The organism is Micromonospora zamorensis (assembly GCF_900090275.1).
Classification (GTDB): domain Bacteria; phylum Actinomycetota; class Actinomycetes; order Mycobacteriales; family Micromonosporaceae; genus Micromonospora; species Micromonospora zamorensis.
Genome location: NZ_LT607755.1, coordinates 3,341,331 through 3,358,507 on the forward strand (window position 1 = coordinate 3,341,331; position 17,177 = coordinate 3,358,507).

The window sequence follows — 17,177 nt, forward strand, 5'->3', positions numbered from 1 at the left end:
CGCCGTCCCGACAGGCGGAAGGCTTTGACCGGATGCTGGACAGACCGCTCGGTCAGACCGTGGCACCGCCCCAAACCCGACGGTCCGACTGCGGACCCGGCCACCGAGGGCCCCAGCCGGACGACCCCAGCCGAACCACCCGAACCGGACGACCCGAGCCGGACGACCGCCGCTCCCCCGGCGGTCGCCCTGCTCGTCGGCTCAGCTCTGGTAGACCTCCAGGGTCGACAGTTGCCCGGCCGGCCAGCCGGTGTTGCCGGTGACCGTGATGCGCACGTACCGGGTCTGTGCGGCGGTGAAGGTGATGCTCACCTGGTTGCCGGTGGCCGGGTTGAAGGTCCGCCCCGCAGCGCCGGCCAGTGTGCTGAAGCTGCCGCCGTCGGTGCTGCCCTGCACGGCCAGGGTCTGCGTGCGACTGGCCCAGGCGGTGGCCGGGGGCAGCTTGAGCACCACCCGCCCGACCGTGCGCGTCGCACCGAGGTCGACCTGGACCCACTGCGGGAACGCGTTGTTGGCGCTCTCCCAGTAGCTGTTCGGGTCGCCGTCGACCACGTTGCCCGACCCGTAACTCTGGACGTGGCTGCTCTCGCTGGTGGGTCGACCCCGGGCGAGGTCCGCGTTGGTCGGGGCGTCCGTCGTCACGGTGACCGTGTTGGACGCGCCGGACGTGTTGCCGGCGGCGTCGCGCGCGGTGACCGTGAAGGTGTACGTGGTGGACGGGTTGAGCCCGCCCACGGTTGCCGTGGTGCCCGTGACGGTGGCGACGACAGTGCCGCCCTGGCGCACCTGGTAACCGGTCACGCCGGTGTCGTCGGTCGACGCCGTCCACGCCAGCGACACGCTGGTCGACGTCTTGCCGGTGACCGTCAGGCCGCTCGGCGCGGTCGGCGGGTTGTCCGGTGTGGTGGTCCCCGCGTACACCTCGACCTGGGCGAGTTGGGCGGCCGGCCAGCCGGTGTTGCCGGCGACGCTGAGGCGGACGTAGCGGGCGGTCGTGGTCGTCAGCGTGCGGGTGACGGTGTTGCCGGTGGCCGGGTCGAAGGCGAACGCGGAGGCCCCGGCGATGGTGGCGAAGGAGCTGCCGTCGACGCTGCCCTGCACGGTGATCGTCTGGGTGCGCGCGCCCCAGCCGGCGGGCAGCCGCAGCACCAGTCGATTGACCTGGTGACTGGCGCCGAGGTCGACCTGCCACCAGTGCGGGAAGGCGCCGCCGCTGCTCTCCCAGTAGCTGCCGACGTTCGAGTCCACAGCGTTCGACGCCGGGAACCCGCCACCCTGGCTGCTCGCCGAGGTGGGCCGGCCGGCGGCCAGGTTCCCGCCGGTCGGTGGCGGCGTGCCGATCATCGGTGGCGTGGGACGGACCGCGGTGAGCGCCAGCTGCCCTTTGAGCATCCGGCCGCCGTCGGCCGTGATCCGCAGGTAGTAGTCGGAGGAGCAGGCCACGCCGTCCTCGTCCAGGGCGCGGATGTTCGCGCCGGCCGGGGTGGTGGCCTGGGTCTCGGAGGTCTTCGCGATCTGGTTGCCCTCGTTGTACTCGTCGTACATGGACACGTAGAGGCCCTGGGACCCGAGTCGGACCATGTTGTAGATGTGCCGCCAGTAGAAGTCGCCGTGCTTGCGGTGACCACCGGCGAGGTCACCGGGCATCACGCAGGGCAGGTAGTCGATGCCGCGTGCCGCGCAGTCGGCCATGTCGCCGACGTTGACGTTGTTGTAGTACGAGTCGAGTTCCTCCACCGTCCTGGCCCGGTAGACCATCCACGGCGAGATCGCGTTGAACGCGTGGTAGACGTCGAGGAAGCCCGGACGGGAGTCCTCGATGCCCTGCCGCCACCAGGTGGGCACGCCACCGACGACGTAGCAGCCCTGCGCCTTGAACCAGTTGATGACCTCCAGGCAGGGCCCGGGGGTGAACGGTCGGCTGGGCTCGCTGAAACCGAAGCCCCAGATGCACACGACCGGCTTGCCGTTCTGCCGGGCGTACGCGGAGGACGCGACGTGCGCCGACATCTTCGTCGTCCAGTCGGTCTTGATGTCCGACTGGAAGGTCAACCAGTCGGTGACGTCGTACATGATGTAGAACTTGCGGCCGTAGCGCTCGGCGGCGGAGCGGACCTTCTGCGTCATCGCGTCGCGGGTCGGCCCCTCGTCGCCCGTCGGGTTGAACCGCTGCAACGCGGCGGTGTCGCACCCATACTCCTGCATCCACCGGAAGTGGGTGTCCACTGTCTGCTGGTCGTAGGAGGAGAACAGGGTGGCCGGCTGGCCGTTACCCAGGTTGGGGTACGCGGTGGGATAGGTACGCGTGTACTCGCGCATGTCCGGCCAGGACACGATGGTGGTGTTGGCGGGCGAGGGCGGCTGGAACCGGTCGCGGCTCCAGTGCCACCAACCGCCGATCGGCGCCGAGTCACCGGGGGCGCTGAACCAGCCCTGGTAGCCGACGGTCACCTTGCCGACCACGTCCCCGGGAGGGCTGGCGGCGGAGGCGGGACTGGCCAGGGTGGTGAGCAGCTCGGTGCTGGAGGCGGCGGCGAGGGCGGACCCCGCCATCACGGACGTGACGAACCTGCGGCGGGAGACCGCCATGACGACCACTCCTTCTTCGACGGAAGGCATTGACGGCCATCGTGGCAGCAGTGGATGCCGCCCCGCAAGAGTTAGACTAATCGATGAAATTCCCGATCAGATGACGGGAATTTCACGCTGGGTCATCAGTGGGTCAGGGCCTGGTCCAGGGCGCGCACCGGGGACAGGATCCGGCTGCCGGCCTGCCAACGGCGGGCGTCGCGCACCGTCATCCGTACGCCCTCGGTGAAGCCGAGCTTCGGCCGCCAACCGAGCAGCTCGCGCGCCTTCCTGGTGTCCAGCGCCATGTTGCGCACCTCGCCCGGCCAGGGCAACGGCTCGTAGCGGGCCGTGTTGTCGACACCGGACGCCTCCCGGACGGTGTCGTACACGTCGTTGACGCTCGTCTGCTGGCCGGAACCGATGTTGACCATCCCCACCCCGCTGTGGTGGCAGGCGACGGCCACCGCCTCGGCGACGTCGCTGACGTGGATGAAGTCCCGGGTCTGCGTGCCGTCGTCGTAGATCACCGCCTGGCGCCCACCGAGCAGGGCATCCACCATCAGGGACACGACGCCGTAGTCGCCGCCCTCCTGCCGGGACCCGTAGACATTGCCGAAGACCATCGACGTGTACGGCAGGCCGTGCTGGCGTCCGTACCAGTCGAGATAGTGCACGCCGGCGGCCTTGCTGATGCCGTACGGGTCCACCGGAGCGATCGGGTGGTCCTCGCGGACCGGCAGGTCGTGGGCGGGGACGCTGCCGAAGATGGCGCTGCCGGCCGCATTGACCACCAGTCGTACGCCGCTGCGGGCGCACGCGTCCAGCACGTTGGCGGTGCCGAAGACGTTCACGTCGGCGTCGTACAGCGGTGAGCGGCGACCCACCGGAGCGTTCGCCTGCGCGGCGAGGTGCACCACGACGTCCGGCTGCCACTGGTGGATGACCTCGACACCCGCCGGCGTACGGATGTCACCGGAGACGACGTCCGCATCGGTCAGACCTCCGCACACGGCGTCCGCCAGATTCTCGAGCCGGCCGGTGGAGAAGTTGTCGAGCACCCGGACCTGGCTGCCCATCAGCATCAGCCGGGCGACCACGTGGCTTCCGATGAAGCCGGCACCTCCCGTGACCAGAACACGCCGGGGCGTCAGGTCGTTCGCCGGGTCGACCCCGACGGTAGTAACTGGCAGGTCCACCTGGAACTCCTTGGACGACAGAGCCTGTCGGCCCGCTTCGCACACCAAGACGGCCAGGCACGACAGTAACCCACCAAATAACCACGAAAGAGACTTTTCGCCTAATGCAGCGGAGCGGACATGAGGGTTCGTCGCGGCCACGGTCGGCCCGCAGCGTTCACGCGTGGATTGGATCCGTTGGCCGTTCCACAGCCGACGGGGCCGGAGCCATGCCGGCTCCGGCCCCGTCGGTACACCCGAGACCCTTACGAAGTCGGGTACTGCGCGAGGTAGACCGGCGCGCCCACCTTGGTCATATCGGCCGCCTCGCCGACGCCGTTGACCACGTGGTCGATCGTGCCGGCGCTGAGGTTGACGGTCATGACGTGGTGCAGCTTCACGCCCGGCCGGTTCGGCACCTCGAAGCCGTTCTCGGTGTGGATCGACGGGTTGTTCTGGTTGAAGACGTACACCCCGCCGCCGTGCAGGGTGTGGTGACGCACCCGGTCACCGACCTTGTACCCGGCCCAGCCCTCGACCGCGCCGTTCATCCAGTCGGCCTGCGTCGGCGGGTCGTACGGCAGCTCGTTCTGGTAGAGGATCGTGGTGCCGTGCTCGCCGTTCCAGACCGTGTTGTAGCGCTGGAAGTGCTCGACGAACAGACCGGTCGCGGTCACGTGGTCGCCGTTGATGACGGCGCCGTAGCGACCGGTGTTGGTGCGCCAGCGGTCGGTGTCACCGTTGACGCCCTCGGTGAAGCCCTCGACGCCGTGGTCACCGCGCCAGACCCAGGTGTGGTCGATGAGCACGTTGTCGCTGTTGACCTCCAGCGCGGTGTTCGTCCGGCCGATGTGCGGGCCGCCGACCCGGAAGTACACGTCGGACAGCGTGGTCGGGTTGTGCGGGCTGCTGGCGTTGTGGCCGTGCTGGCGGCCCACCCGCAGCAGGACCGGCGACTCGACGAGACCGGCGTCGATCGTGACACCGGCGACGATCACGCCGGGGACACCGGCGACGTCGAGCGGGATGGCGCCGTTCACCGCGGTGAGCGTCGCGTGGCCGATTCCGAGCACCACGGTGCCGGGCCGCCGGACCTCGATGCTGCGGGCGATGTCGTACGTGCCGGGGGTCAGCAGCAGGTGCTTCCCGCGCGCGAGTTGGGCGTTGATGACGCGTACCGGGTCGGACGGCTTGGCGACGAAGAAGTCGTCGATCCCGATCGTCCGTCCCGGCGTCATGCCGTCGGCCCAGGAGACTCCCCGGCTGTCGCGCTGCGCGGCGGGCACCCGCACGTTGTAGCGACCCTTGCCGTCGACGAAGAGGTACGGCTTCTCCCGGCTCAGCGGGGTGGTCTCCAGGGTGGTGTACGGCGGGTCGGGGAACGTGGCGTCGTCCGGCGCGCCCTCGACGCCCGCGAAGACCTGGTTCCACACCGCGTTGGACCAGCTGCCGACCTCACTGTTGCGGGTCAGCCACTGCTGCTGCGAGCCGTTGGTGGTGGCCGGCAGCCGCGAGTCGGCGATGAAGCCACCGCTGGCGAACTGCGGGCCGGCAGTGCAGTAGTCCATCAGCGACAGACCGCCGCCGTTGATGTTCAACCGGCGCATCGACACCGCCTGGGACACCGCCCAGAAGTTCGCCGTCGACCGGCAACCGTCCTGACCGGAGGCGTTGATGGTGAGCGACAGGTTGGACAGGGTGCGCCAGAAGTTGACCAGCGCGAGGCAGTTGCCGGTGCCGCCGTCGGCCAGGCAGCGGTTGTAGACCTCGAGCTTGCCGTTCACCGTGACGTCGGTGGGCGAGGCGCCCAGACCGGACACCTCGGTGTAGTAGCCGACCTTGGCCTGCAACGGCTGCTCGGCCGTGCCGTACGTGCCCGGCTTGAACAGGTAGGCGTGCCGCTCGGTGCCCATCTCGTTGTCGACCTGCCGGGCGTGGGCCGCGTCCAGGGTCTGCTGGATCTCGGCGACCGGCATGCCCGGGTCGAAGATCGTCACGTTGGGGCCGAAGTCCGGTGCGCCGTGGGTCGGGCGACCGGCGGTGGCGGCGGTGCTGGTCATGGTGACGGCGGTGGTCACCAGCAGAGCAAGGGTGAGGGTACGTAGGGACGGGCTTGTCATGTAGTTCGTCCTCTCCGCTGGCCGGAGATGCTTCCGGCGCAGCTGGGGGCGGTGAGAGCGCTCTCTGACCCCTGCCGCCGGAGTTGAGCCGGACCAGAAGGGGGTTGACATCTTTCTACCCGTTAATCCGGCCGCCCGCCATGACCACGGACGGCGAACTTCGTGCCGGTACCGGTCGGTCCATTTCGGAGTCCGGATACGGCGAGGCCCGCCCTCCTGAGGAGGGCGGGCCGCCACGAGGTGTGAGAGGTCAGCGCACCCGGCGCCGGCCGTAGACACCGGCGACGATCGCCACGCCGACAGCGGCGAAGACGACCTGCAGGATCAGCTCGATCCAGTCGATCCCGCTGGTGTCGTCGACACCGAGGGCACCGGCGACGAGGGTGCCGAGGATCGCCGCGACCACACCGATGAGCAGGGTCAGCCAGATCGGGATGTTCTGCTTGCCCGGCACCACCAGCCGGCCCAGCACGCCGATGATCAGACCGATGATGATGGCGGCGAAGAAGCCGGTAATTTCCACGGGAGTCGTCCTTTGCGAGGGGAATGTCGTCGGCCTTTGATTGCCCTGGGCAACGAGCCGCGAAACACCCTCTGGATCTTCAATCTGCGGTCGGCTTCAGGCCGCCTTACCGGCGTTAGGATGACCGCCGTGCAGTTCGGGGTGCTCGGGCCGCTCGCCGTGACCACGGACGCCGGCGAGCCGGTGGTGGTGCCCGGCACGAAGGTACGCGCGCTGCTGGCCGACCTGCTGGTCAACCGCAACCAGGTGGTCTCGGCGGACCGCCTCATCGACGATCTGTGGGGCGAGCACTGCCCCGCCAACCCCGCCGGCGCCCTCCAGGTGCGGGTGTCCCAGTTGCGCAAGGCGCTCAACGACGCCGAGCCGGGTGCCCGCGAGCTGGTCGAGTCCCGGCCGCCGGGCTATCTGCTGCGGGTCGACGCGGTCGACGTCGCCCGGTTCGACGAGCTGGCCCGGTGCACCGACGTCGAGCGGTTGACCGATGCCCTCGCGTTGTGGCGCGGCGAGGCGTACGCCGACGTGGCCGACGCCGAGTTCGTCCGCGCGGAGGCCACCCGCCTCGCCGAGCAGCGCCTCACCGTCCACGAACGGTTGGCCGAGGCCCGGCTGGCCCGGGGTGAACACGATCTGGTCGCCGCCGACCTCGCCGAGCTGGTCACCCGGCATCCGCTGCGTGAGGGCCTGCGGGCGGTGCAGCTCCGCGCGTTGTACGCGGCCGGCCGCCAGTCCGAGGCCTTGGACAGCTACGCCGATCTGCGGGAGCGGCTCGCCGAGGAGCTGGGCCTCGACCCCGGCCCCGAGCTGGTCGCCCTGCACCGCAGGATCCTCGAACAGGACGCCACCCTCAGCGCGCCGCCGAAGGCCGCGGTCATCCGCGTCAGCCTTCCCGCCCCGCTCGACGAGCTGGTCGGGCGCGCCGAGGCGCTGGCCGAGCTGGGCGAGCTGCTGCCCCGGCAGCGGCTGGTGACGCTGGTCGGGCCCGGTGGCGTCGGCAAGACCAGACTGGCCGTCGAGACGGCCCGCGCGCAGTCCCTTCCCGACGGAGTCCAGCTGGTCGAGCTGGCCCCGCTGCCCGCCGGTGACGCGCTCGTCGCCGAGCAGGTGCTCGCCGCTCTGGGCAGCTACGAGGCGGCCGGCACGAACATGTCCCCCGCCGACCGGCTGGTGACGACCCTGCGGCACCGACACCTGCTGCTCGTGCTGGACAACTGCGAACACGTCATCGACCCGGTCGCCGAGCTGGTCGCCCGGCTGCTGCGCGAGGTGCCCGGGCTGCGGGTGCTGGCCACCAGCAGGGAGCCACTCGGGCTGACCGGTGAACTGCTCTGGGAGGTACCCCCACTGCCCGTGCCGGATGACGGTGACCTGGACACGGTCCGGCACTCGGCGGCGGCCCGGTTGTTCGCCGCCCGCGCCGCCGCGCAGCAGCGCGGGTTCCGCCTCGACGGGCAGAGCGCCGCCGCGGTCGCGCAGCTCTGCCGCCGCCTCGACGGCCTGCCGCTCGCGCTGGAGCTGGCCGCGACCCGGGTGCGCGCGCTGGGCGTGCGCGGTGTGGTGGAACGGCTCGACGACCGCTTCCGTCTGCTCACCACCCAGCAGCGGGACGTGCCACCCCGGCAGCGGACGCTGACCGCGGTGATCGGTTGGAGCTGGGACCTCCTCGACGAGACCGACCGGATGGTGCTGGCCCGGCTGGCGGTGTTCCGGGACGGCTGCACCCCGGATGCCGCCGAGTACGTCTGCGGGACCGACCTGGACACCCTCGCCCGGCTGGTGGACCGGTCGCTGGTGGTGCTGGACGACTCCGGCGCCAACCCGCGCTACCGGCTGCTCGAATCGGTCGCGGCATTCTGCCTGGACCGACTGACCGACGCCGACGCCGTGCGCACCCGGCACGCCACCTACTACACGGAGCTGGCCGAGCGCGCCGACCCGGAGCTGCGCGGGGCCGACCAGCAGCGGTGGCTGGCGCTGCTGGACGCCGAGATGGCGAACCTGCGATCCGCGCTGGTGCACGGCGGAGGGCTGCGCCTGGCGATCGCGCTGAGCTGGTACTGGCACCTGCGCGGCCGGCTCACCGAGGCGCGGCGAGCCCTGGCCGTGCCCGGTGACCCGGACCAGGAGACCCGGGCGGCCCCCTGGCGGGTCGGGTTCGCCCTGTCGCAGGGCGAGGCGACCGAGCCGGACGACGTACGCGCCGCGGTGGCCGCCGACCCGGGCTGCCACGCCGCGTGGTTCGCGGCCAACGCGGTGATCGAGCACGGCGACCTGGCCCTGGCTGCGGAGCTGCTGCCCACCGCCACAGTCGACAGGTGGACCGAGGCCGCGGTGCTCACCTCCCTGGCCCACATCGCGCACGCCAACGGTGACCAGGCCACCCTGGAGGACACCGCGACCCGCAGCGCCGCGCTCTTCGCCGACCTCGGCGACCGGTGGGGTCGGCTCCGTGCGACCGAGTGGGTGGGCGGCCTGGCCGACATGCGCGGCGAGCACGAGCGCGCCGCCGCGCTGCACCGCGAGGGGCTGCGCTGGGCCGAGGAACTGGCGCTGTGGCCGCAGGTCTGCGCGGAGCTGTCCTGGCTGGCCTGGCTCGCCGTGCAGACCCGCGACTACGCCCAGGGTCGGGAACTGGCCGAACGCGCGTACGCCCTGGCGGTCGAGCAGGGCTCGCCCGGTGCGCTGGTCTTCGCGGAGATGAGCCTCGGGCTGGCCGCCCGCCGCGACGGCAAGCTCGACCTGGCCGTCACCCACCTCAGCCACCTCGCCGAGCTGGGCCGGGGCGAGAGTCAACCCGCGCTCTACCTGCCGATGGTCCTGGTGGAGCTGGGCTACGCCCTCGAGCAGGGCGGTGACCCGGATGCCGCGCTGGCCCTGCACATCGAGGCGTTCGAGGCCGCCGAGGCGATGACCACGATGCGCGACGCGGTCGGCCCCCTGGAGGGGATGGCGGCGGCGGTGCGCTCCCCCGAGGTGGCCGCCCGACTGCTGGGCGCCGCTGCCGCTGCCCGACTCGCCACGCAGTCCCCCGCCGCGCCGGCCGAACGCGACGACATCGACCGGACGACCGAGCGCCTGCGAGCCGCACTCGGGCCGCAGCGGTTCGACGCGTTGCTCGCCGAGGGCGCGAAGCTGAGCCCGAGCGAGGCCCGGGCTCAGCTCTGATCTGGTCAGGCCGGCGTCTTCGGCGCGTACGAGGCGACGATCACGCCGCTCTTGTGCACCCGGGTGTCGACCAGGTCGAACGAGGCCTTGAAGTCGGTCAGCGGCACCGTCAGGTTGGCGCCGCCCTCCAGCACCGGGTGGATCCAGAACCGGACCTCGTCCACCAGGCCCGCCCGGATCAGCTGCGCGGTGACCGAGCCGAAGCCGTACTGGATGATGTTCTTGCCCTCCTGGGCCTTGAGCGCGCTGACCGCCTCGACCAGGTCGCCCTGGAGCACCTCCGTGTTGTTCCAGGTGGGGTCGGTCAGGGTGGTCGAGGCGACGTACTTCTTGACGTTGTTGAAGTACGCGGCGCCCGTGGTCGGGTCGCTCTCGTCCCTGGTCGGCCAGGCGGCGGACATGCCGTCGTAGGTGGCTCGGCCCATCAGCATCGCGTCGGCCTCGGTGGTCTGCGCCCCGGCGAGGCTGGCGGCCTCCTCGTCGAAGTACGGCATGGTCCACATGGGGTTCTCGATGACGCCGTCGAGGGTGATGTAGGTCGAGTTGATGAGCTTGCGCATCGGGATCTCCTGGTTGTCTGTCGTGCTCTCCGGTGACACCCAGAACTCTGCCAATGCCCGCTTACGATTCGCTTCAGGTGCCCTTACCGGCGTCCCCGGCCGCGCCTGGAGCCGCTTGCGACAGCGGGTCGGTCAGCGGGATGGGCAGCGCCTGCGTGGCCACCGTGCCGCCGCCGGTCGAGTGCGCCGGCGCGGGGCGGTCACCGGTGCGGCTGTGCAGGCGTCCCTGCCCCGCCGGCCCGGCACGCCGGGTCACCTCGACGGTCACCATCCGCACCGGCAAGGGCGGCGCGGTGAAACGCCCGACACCCCACCGCACCCAGATCGGAATCCGGCCGGCGTCCGCCTCCGCGCGCAACTTCTGCACCGTACGGGCCCGGTCGGTGTGGTCGACCTCCACGACGACCGGCGGGCCGTCCGGGCGGGCACACGCCACGTCCAGGACCGAGTGCCGTTGCTCCAGCGGCGGCGGCAACGGCAACACGCTGGGGGCGCGCCGATAGACCCGCCAGCCCTGGGCCTCGGCCCACCCCACGACCGAGTCGATCACCCGCGCGGTGACCTCGTCGGCGCTCAGGTCGACGAAGGTCAGGTCCGCCAGAGCGCGACCGAGGTCGGACGCCAACCGCTCGCCCTGCGCCGTGACCTCCACCGGCGCAGGATAACGCCTCAGCCGACGGTGGTCGTGGCCGCGGCGAGGTGCCGGGTCAGCCAGGCGGTGGTGGCCGTACGCGCCGCCTCGGCGTTGGCGCGCGTCAGGAAGTCGTGCCCCTCGCCGGCGAGCACCAGGTGCCCGTGCGGCACGTCCCGGGCGGCGAGGGCCTGCGCCACCTGCGCCGACTCGCCCGCCGGCACGTTGGTGTCGTTGGCGCCGTGGATGAGCATCACCGGCACGTCGAGCCGGTCGAGGTGGGTCATCGGCGAGAGGTCACGCAGCAGTTCCGCGTCGCGCTGCGGGTCGCCGTACTTGCTGACGGCGGCGGCGGCGATCCACGGCTCGGTGCCGGCGTAGAAGGTGTGGAAGTCGGAGATCCCGCACTCGGCGACCCCCGCGGCGAACAGCCCGGGGAAGTTCACCAGCACGGCGAGGACCAGGTAACCACCGTAGGAACGACCCAGACAGCCGAGCTGGCCGGGCCGGGCGACGCCGCTGTCGACGAGGAAGTCCGCGCAGGCCGCCACGTCGGCGATCGCGCCGTACCGGCCGGCGAGGTTGTCGGCCGCGACGAAGGACCGGCCGAAGCCGGACGAGCCGCGCACGTTCGGCGCGAACACGGCGATGCCCTGCGCGACGAGAGCCTGGAACAACGGGTTGTAGCAGGGACGTTCCTGCGCCTCCGGGCCTCCGTGCAGACTGATGGCGGTCGGCCAGGGACCCGGCCCGGCGGGGCGGTAGAGCCAGCCGGAGAGCGGCAACCCGTCGCGGGCACGCAGGTCGACGAGGTGCGGCGCGACCCCGCCGTCGCCCGTACGCGCCACACCGGTGTCCGGGCGCAGCGGCCGCAGCGCCCCGCTCGTCGGGTCCACCAGCCAGACCTCCCGAGGCTGCACCGGCCCCTGCGCGGTGACGCAGAGCAGGTCACCGCCGGCGGCGAAGACGGCGTCGTCGAGCACCTCGCCCGGTGCCACCACGGCCCGCTGCACGCCGCTGGCGAGGTCGAGCAGGCTCATCTCACTGCGGCCACCGTAGGTGTTCCACAGCAGCGCGACCCGCCGCCCGTCGGCGCTCGGCACGGCCTGCTCCAACTCGGCGTCCGGTCGTCCGGCGAGCCGGGTCGGCGGCTGCTCCGGTCGGGTCAGGTCGACCCGCACCAGCGCGGCGAGTTCCGAGAACGCGTCGGTGCGGGCCAGCACGCTGGTCCCGTCCGCTCCGAACCAGCCCTGGTCGGTGCTGCCCTGGCCGGTGTCCGGGAACAGTCGCCGTCGAACGCCGGTGGCCACGTCGAGCACCTCCAGCCAGCGCGCGTTGCGCGGGCCGCGGCGCAGCAGGGCGATGCCGACGTCCGGGGTGACGTCCAGGAGCGTGAGCAGGTCACCCTCGGCGAGCACCCGCCGGTGCCCGGTGCCCGCGTCGACCAGGACGGCCCGGGCGTGCTCGTCGGTCTCGGTGACCATCAGGACCGCACCCTCGGGCAGCCAGCCGGCCAACGCGGCGCTGCGACGGCCGAACCCGGCGACCTGGCGGCGTCGTGACCCGTCCGGGCGCAGCACCCACAGCTCGGTGCGGGGAGCGCCGCCGGGGGCGACGACACAGGCCAGCCACTGCCCGTCCGGGGACCAACTCAGCGCGAGCACCGGGTCGTCGCCGGTGGGCAGCGCGACAGCCTCGGCGGCGTCGACGTCGCGGACCCAGACGCCCGGCGCGCCGGCCCGGTCGGAGAGGAACGCCACCCGGCGACCGTCGGGGGACGGCGCGGGCGCGTGGTCCTCGCCGGGAGGCAGCGGCGGTGCCGGCCGGTGGCCGACGGGTCGGGCCCGTCGGGCGGTGCCCGGCACCTCGGTCCGTACGCTCATCTAAACCCCGATCCGCTGCAACCAGAGCTCCAGCAACCCGAGTTGCCAGAGCGCGTTGGAACCCAGCGTGGTCCGCCGGGCGTTGGGCGCGTCCAGCAACTCCTCCAGGTAGTCCTTGCGGAACAGGCCCCGCTCGCGGGCCGGCCGGGCGGTCAGCGCGTCGCGCACGTCGTCGAGCAGCGGGCCGGAGAGGTGCCGGATGGCGGGCACCGGAAAGTAGCCCTTCGGCCGGTCGATCACCGCGTCCGGGACGATGCCCCGACTCGCCGCCTTCAGCACGCCCTTGCCGCCCTGCGCCAGCTTCATCCCCGGTGGGCAGGCGGCGGCCAGCTCGACGACCTCGTGGTCGAGGAACGGCACCCGGGCTTCCAGCCCCCAGGCCATCGTCATGTTGTCCACCCGCTTGACCGGGTCGTCGACCAGCATCACCAGGCTGTCCTGCCGCAGGGCCGCGTCCAGCGCGGTGTCCGCGCCCGGTGCGGCGAAGTGGGCGGCCACGAACTCCAGGCTCGCGTCGTGGTCGAGCATCCACTCCGGCGCCAGGTGCCCGCCGAGCGCGTCGTGACGACGGTCGAAGAACACCCGGGCGTACGCCTCGACGGCGTCCGCCCTGGCTACGTTGGCCATCGGCGGGTACCAGTCGTAGCCGGCCAGGATCTCGTCGGCGCCCTGCCCGGACTGGACCACCGTGATCCGCTGCGAGACCTCCTCGGACAGCAGGTGGAACGCGACGCAGTCGTGGCTGACCATCGGCTCGCTCATCGCGGCGATGGCGTCGTGCACGGCGGGGACGAACCGGCTCGCGCCGATGCGGATCTGGTGGTGGTCGGTGCCGAAGTGACGGGCCACCAGATCGGAGTAGTGGAACTCGTCCCCGCTCTCCCCCGCCGCCGCCTCGAAGCCGATGCTGAAGGTGGCCAGTCCGGTCTGGCCCTGCTCGGCCAGCAGGGCGACGATCAGGCTGGAGTCGAGGCCACCGGAGAGCAGTACGCCGACCGGCACGTCGGCGACCATCCGTCGGCGTACGGCGGTGCGCAACGCCGCCATGAGCCGTTCCTGCCACTCGTCGGCGGACATCGGATCGGCCGCGGCCCTGGTGAACTCCGGCCGCCAGTACAGCGTGTCGGTGCTCCGGCCGGATGCGGTGATCACCCGCACGGTCGCCGGTGGGAGCTTGCGGACCCCGGCGAGGATCGTGCGCGGCGGGGGCACCACCGAGTGGAAGCTCATGTAGTGGTGCAGCGCCACCGGGTCGAGGTCGGTGTCCACGTCACCGGCGGCGAGCAACGCCGGCAGGGTGGAGGCGAAGCGGACCCGCCCCGGCCCCTCGGCCAGGTAGAGCGGCTTGATGCCGAGCCGGTCGCGGGCCAGCACCAGGGTGTGCGTGGCCATCTCCACCAGGGCGAACGCGAACATTCCGTAGAACCGTTCGACGCAGGCCGTCCCCCACCGGTGGTACGCCTTGAGGATCACCTCGGTGTCCGAGGTGGACCGGAAGGAGTAACCGGCGGTGATCAGCTCGTCGCGCAGCTCCCGGTAGTTGTAGATGCAGCCGTTGAAGACGACGGCCAGACCCAGCTCGTCGTCGACCATCGGCTGGGCGCCCGCGTCGGAGAGGTCGATGATGCGCAGCCGTCGGTGCACCAGGGCCGCCGGCCCCTGCTGCCACCGGCCCTCACCGTCCGGGCCACGGGAGGCCAGGGCGGGGAGCATCCGCTCGACGGCCGCCATGTCCGGTGGCGTCCCGTCGAAGCGGAACTCGCCTCCGATACCGCACATGCCACGCACCTCTGTTCGGCTCGGGTCCGCTCGGGCCGCTGACGGGTCCAGGTTTGGCGGACCGGGTTGCGTCCCGATGACGGGCGGGTCAAGCGTGGGTTACACCGACGGCCGTTCGTCTCCACCGAGCAGCCAGGTGTCCTTGGACCCGCCGCCTCGGGACGAGTTGACGATCATGCTGCCGGCCGGCGCGACCCGGGTCAGCGCGACCGGCGCGACCTCGGCGGTGTCGCCGAGGAACACGAAGGCCCGCAGGTCGACGTGACGGGGGGCGAGAGCCGTGCCGTCGAAGACCGGGTGGGTGGTCAACGCGATCATCTCCTGGGCGATCCACCGGTGCGGGGCCGCGAGGATCTGCTCCCGGACGGCGTCCAGCTCCTCCGCCTCGGCCCGGGGGCCGATCACCACCCGGTCGCCGCCGTACCCGTCGACCGGCTTGAGCACCAACTCGTCGAGCCGCCCCAGCACCTCGGCCCGCTGCTCGGGCAGCCCGCACAGGTACGTGGGCACGTCCCCCAGCAGAGCCTTCTCGCCCAGGTAGTACTCGATCAGCCGGGGCACGTACGCGTACAGCGCCTTGTCGTCGCCGACACCGTTGCCCAGCGCGTTGGCCAACGTGAGCCGCCCGGCGTGCACCGCGGCGAGCAGCGGCCAGCCCAGCGGCACCCCGTCGGCGCCCGGCGCGTGCAGCAGCGCCTCCTCGTCCATCCGCAGGTAGATCACGTCCACCTCGCGGCGGCAGCCCTCGCGGACCAGCCGGACCCGGCCGTCCTCCACCAGCAGGTCGTTGGTCTCGGTCAGGGGCACGCCCATCTCGTCGGCGAGCAGCCGGTGCTCGAACCACGCGGGATCACCGGGACCGCTGCTGAGCACCACCACGGCGGGATCGTCGGCAGCCGCAGGCGCGGCGGCGACCAGCGCCCGGTACAGCATCGCCGGTGTCTCGTCGGCGGGCAGCAGATCGGCCGGCACCGGCAGCTCCGGCAGCACCGCCTGGGTCAACCGGCGGTTCTGCACCGCGTAGCCGATTCCGGAGGGCACCCGCAGGTTGTCCTCCAGCACGTACCAGCCGCCATCCGGGTCCCGGACGAGATCGGTGCCGGACACCTGGGCGCGGGTTCCCCGCCGGCCCATCAGCGCCCCGGTCGGGCGCAGACCGGGCGAGGATTCCACCACCCATGCCGGCACGACGCCGTCGGCCACCACGGCCCGGTCCGCGTAGACGTCCCGCAGGAACGCGTCGAGGGCGCGGGCGCGCTGCACCAGGCCGGTGCGCAGGGTCCGCCAGTCGGCGGCGGGCACGACGCGCGGCACCAGGTCGACGGGGAAGAGCCGGGTGCTCGCCTCACCGGCAACGCTGAACGTCACACCGCGGGCCCGCTGCTCCTCGTCCCGGTCGTTCTCCCGTTGACGCAGGCCGCCGGCGCCGAGGCCGCGCAGGGCGGCCAGCAACGGACGGTACGAGGGCTCCGGCCCGCCGGGCCCGAAGACCTCGTCGGACGAGTCGGTGTACGTGGGCAGGACGGGCAGCGGCGACACTCCGGGCAGTGGCCCCCGGACCCGGCCCCGGGTCTCGTCGAGGAGCAGGTCGACCACGTCGGCCAACCGGCCGCGCCGCTCGTACGCCCGCCGCTGTCGGGCGGCGGAGCTGCCGCGTTCCAGCGCGTGACGGGTCAGCTCGCTGACCTGCTCCCAGTCGCCGGTCGCCTCCAACTGCGGACGCAGGTCGGTCACCAGGCGGCGGACCGCCTCGGCGGCCGGCACCGGCCGGGCCGAGCGGGGCAGGTCGAGCAGGTCACCCTCCAGCCCGGACCGGGCCGCCCGCCACACGGCGGCGCGCAGCACCGGTGGCCGTACGCCGGTGCGCTCGACCCCGGCTCGCAGCGCGGCGACCTCCCGCCGGACGAGCGCCCGGAACAGGCCGGTGAGCAGGACGATGGTCTCCACGTCGGAGTTGGCGTCGGTGATCCGCAGCTCCACTGTGGGCACGTGGGCCGACGGCCGGACGTCGAAATAGATCATGGCAGGGTCGGTGATGGTCTCGGAGGAGATCAGCTCGGCGACCAGAGCCTCGTGGTCCGCGGCGCTGGTCACCTCGCCCGGGTCCCCCGCCGTGGGCCAGCGTTGCCAGACCAGCGACCGGACGCTGGCGTAACCACTGTCCTGACCCATCCAGTACGGCGAGCTGGTGGAGAGGGCGAGCAGGACCGGCAGCCACGGCTGGACCCGGCGGGTGACGGCCACCGCGAGATCCCGGTCGGACACCCCGACGTGCACCTGCGCGCCACAGATCAACTGCTCCCGGGCGAGCAGCTGGTATTCGTCGAGCATCCGCCGGTAGCGGGAGGTGGGGGTGACGCTCGGGTCCCCGTCGGCGCGCAGCGGCACCGTACCGGCCGCCACGATGCCCAGCCCGGCCCGGTCCGCGACCCGGACGGCGAGCTGACGCAGCCTGGTCAGCTCGTCGCGGATCTCGTCGAGGGTGCGACAGACCGCGGTGTTGGTCTCCACCACGCTGCGGTGCAGTTCCGCGGTGAACGAGGTCGCCGGCAGCCGGTCGAGCAGTTCCCCGGCCCGGGGCACCAGCTCGCGGGTGTGCAGGTCGACGACGTGGAACTCCTCCTCCACGCCGATCGTGGCCAGGTCCGCCGGGTCACCGTCGTCCAGCGACGCGACCGGGTTGGTGCGGGGCGTGGGCAGCGTCCGGCCATTGCCGGACCGGCCCATCGACCCGTCGAACGTCGGCACGTTCGTGGTGTTGTCGGCCATGGTC

General features: G+C 72.1%; 10 protein-coding genes. 1 reads left to right on the top strand and 9 read right to left on the bottom strand.

Annotated elements, in window-relative coordinates:
- Positions 1-201: 201 nt before the first annotated feature.
- From GA0070619_RS14705 to GA0070619_RS14720, 4 genes are all read right to left on the bottom strand, one after another.
- The gene (locus GA0070619_RS14705; protein WP_088951805.1) at positions 202-2,589 is read right to left on the bottom strand and encodes a galactose-binding domain-containing protein; all 2,388 of its coding nucleotides are present in this window, start codon (positions 2,587-2,589) and stop codon (positions 202-204) included.
- Between the two features lie 125 nt (positions 2,590-2,714).
- On the bottom strand, positions 2,715-3,767 hold the full coding sequence (locus GA0070619_RS14710; protein WP_157744000.1) for an NAD-dependent epimerase/dehydratase family protein: 1,053 nt from the start codon (positions 3,765-3,767) through the stop codon (positions 2,715-2,717).
- Positions 3,768-4,012: 245 nt separating this feature from the next.
- The gene (locus GA0070619_RS14715) at positions 4,013-5,866 is read right to left on the bottom strand and encodes an adenylyl cyclase (protein ID WP_088948594.1); all 1,854 of its coding nucleotides are present in this window, start codon (positions 5,864-5,866) and stop codon (positions 4,013-4,015) included.
- Between the two features lie 250 nt (positions 5,867-6,116).
- A complete protein-coding gene (locus GA0070619_RS14720) occupies positions 6,117-6,389 on the bottom strand; it encodes a GlsB/YeaQ/YmgE family stress response membrane protein (protein WP_088948595.1) in 273 nt (90 codons plus the stop codon).
- Positions 6,390-6,509: 120 nt separating this feature from the next.
- Here GA0070619_RS14720 and GA0070619_RS14725 point away from each other — a divergent pair, with 120 nt between their 5' ends.
- Positions 6,510-9,551 (top strand): BTAD domain-containing putative transcriptional regulator, encoded by a 3,042-nt coding sequence (locus GA0070619_RS14725; protein ID WP_231927424.1) that lies wholly within the window; start codon positions 6,510-6,512, stop codon positions 9,549-9,551.
- Positions 9,552-9,556: 5 nt separating this feature from the next.
- On the opposite strand, the gene GA0070619_RS14730 is transcribed toward GA0070619_RS14725, so the two are convergent.
- From GA0070619_RS14730 to GA0070619_RS14750, 5 genes are all read right to left on the bottom strand, one after another.
- Entirely contained in the window at positions 9,557-10,111 is a 555-nt protein-coding gene (locus tag GA0070619_RS14730; protein ID WP_088951807.1) for a dihydrofolate reductase family protein, read from the bottom strand.
- A gap of 73 nt (positions 10,112-10,184) precedes the next feature.
- Positions 10,185-10,763, bottom strand: coding sequence for a hypothetical protein (locus GA0070619_RS14735; protein WP_088948596.1), 579 nt, complete (start codon positions 10,761-10,763; stop codon positions 10,185-10,187).
- A gap of 17 nt (positions 10,764-10,780) precedes the next feature.
- Complete coding sequence (locus tag GA0070619_RS14740) at positions 10,781-12,625, bottom strand: S9 family peptidase (RefSeq protein WP_088948597.1); 1,845 nt, start codon at positions 12,623-12,625, stop codon at positions 10,781-10,783.
- Positions 12,626-14,404, bottom strand: a complete 1,779-nt coding sequence (locus GA0070619_RS14745; RefSeq protein WP_088948598.1) for an N-acetylglutaminylglutamine amidotransferase — start codon at positions 14,402-14,404, stop codon at positions 12,626-12,628.
- Positions 14,405-14,503: 99 nt separating this feature from the next.
- On the bottom strand, positions 14,504-17,173 hold the full coding sequence (locus tag GA0070619_RS14750) for a carboxylate--amine ligase/circularly permuted type 2 ATP-grasp protein (RefSeq protein ID WP_197699649.1): 2,670 nt from the start codon (positions 17,171-17,173) through the stop codon (positions 14,504-14,506).
- Positions 17,174-17,177: the final 4 nt, after the last annotated feature.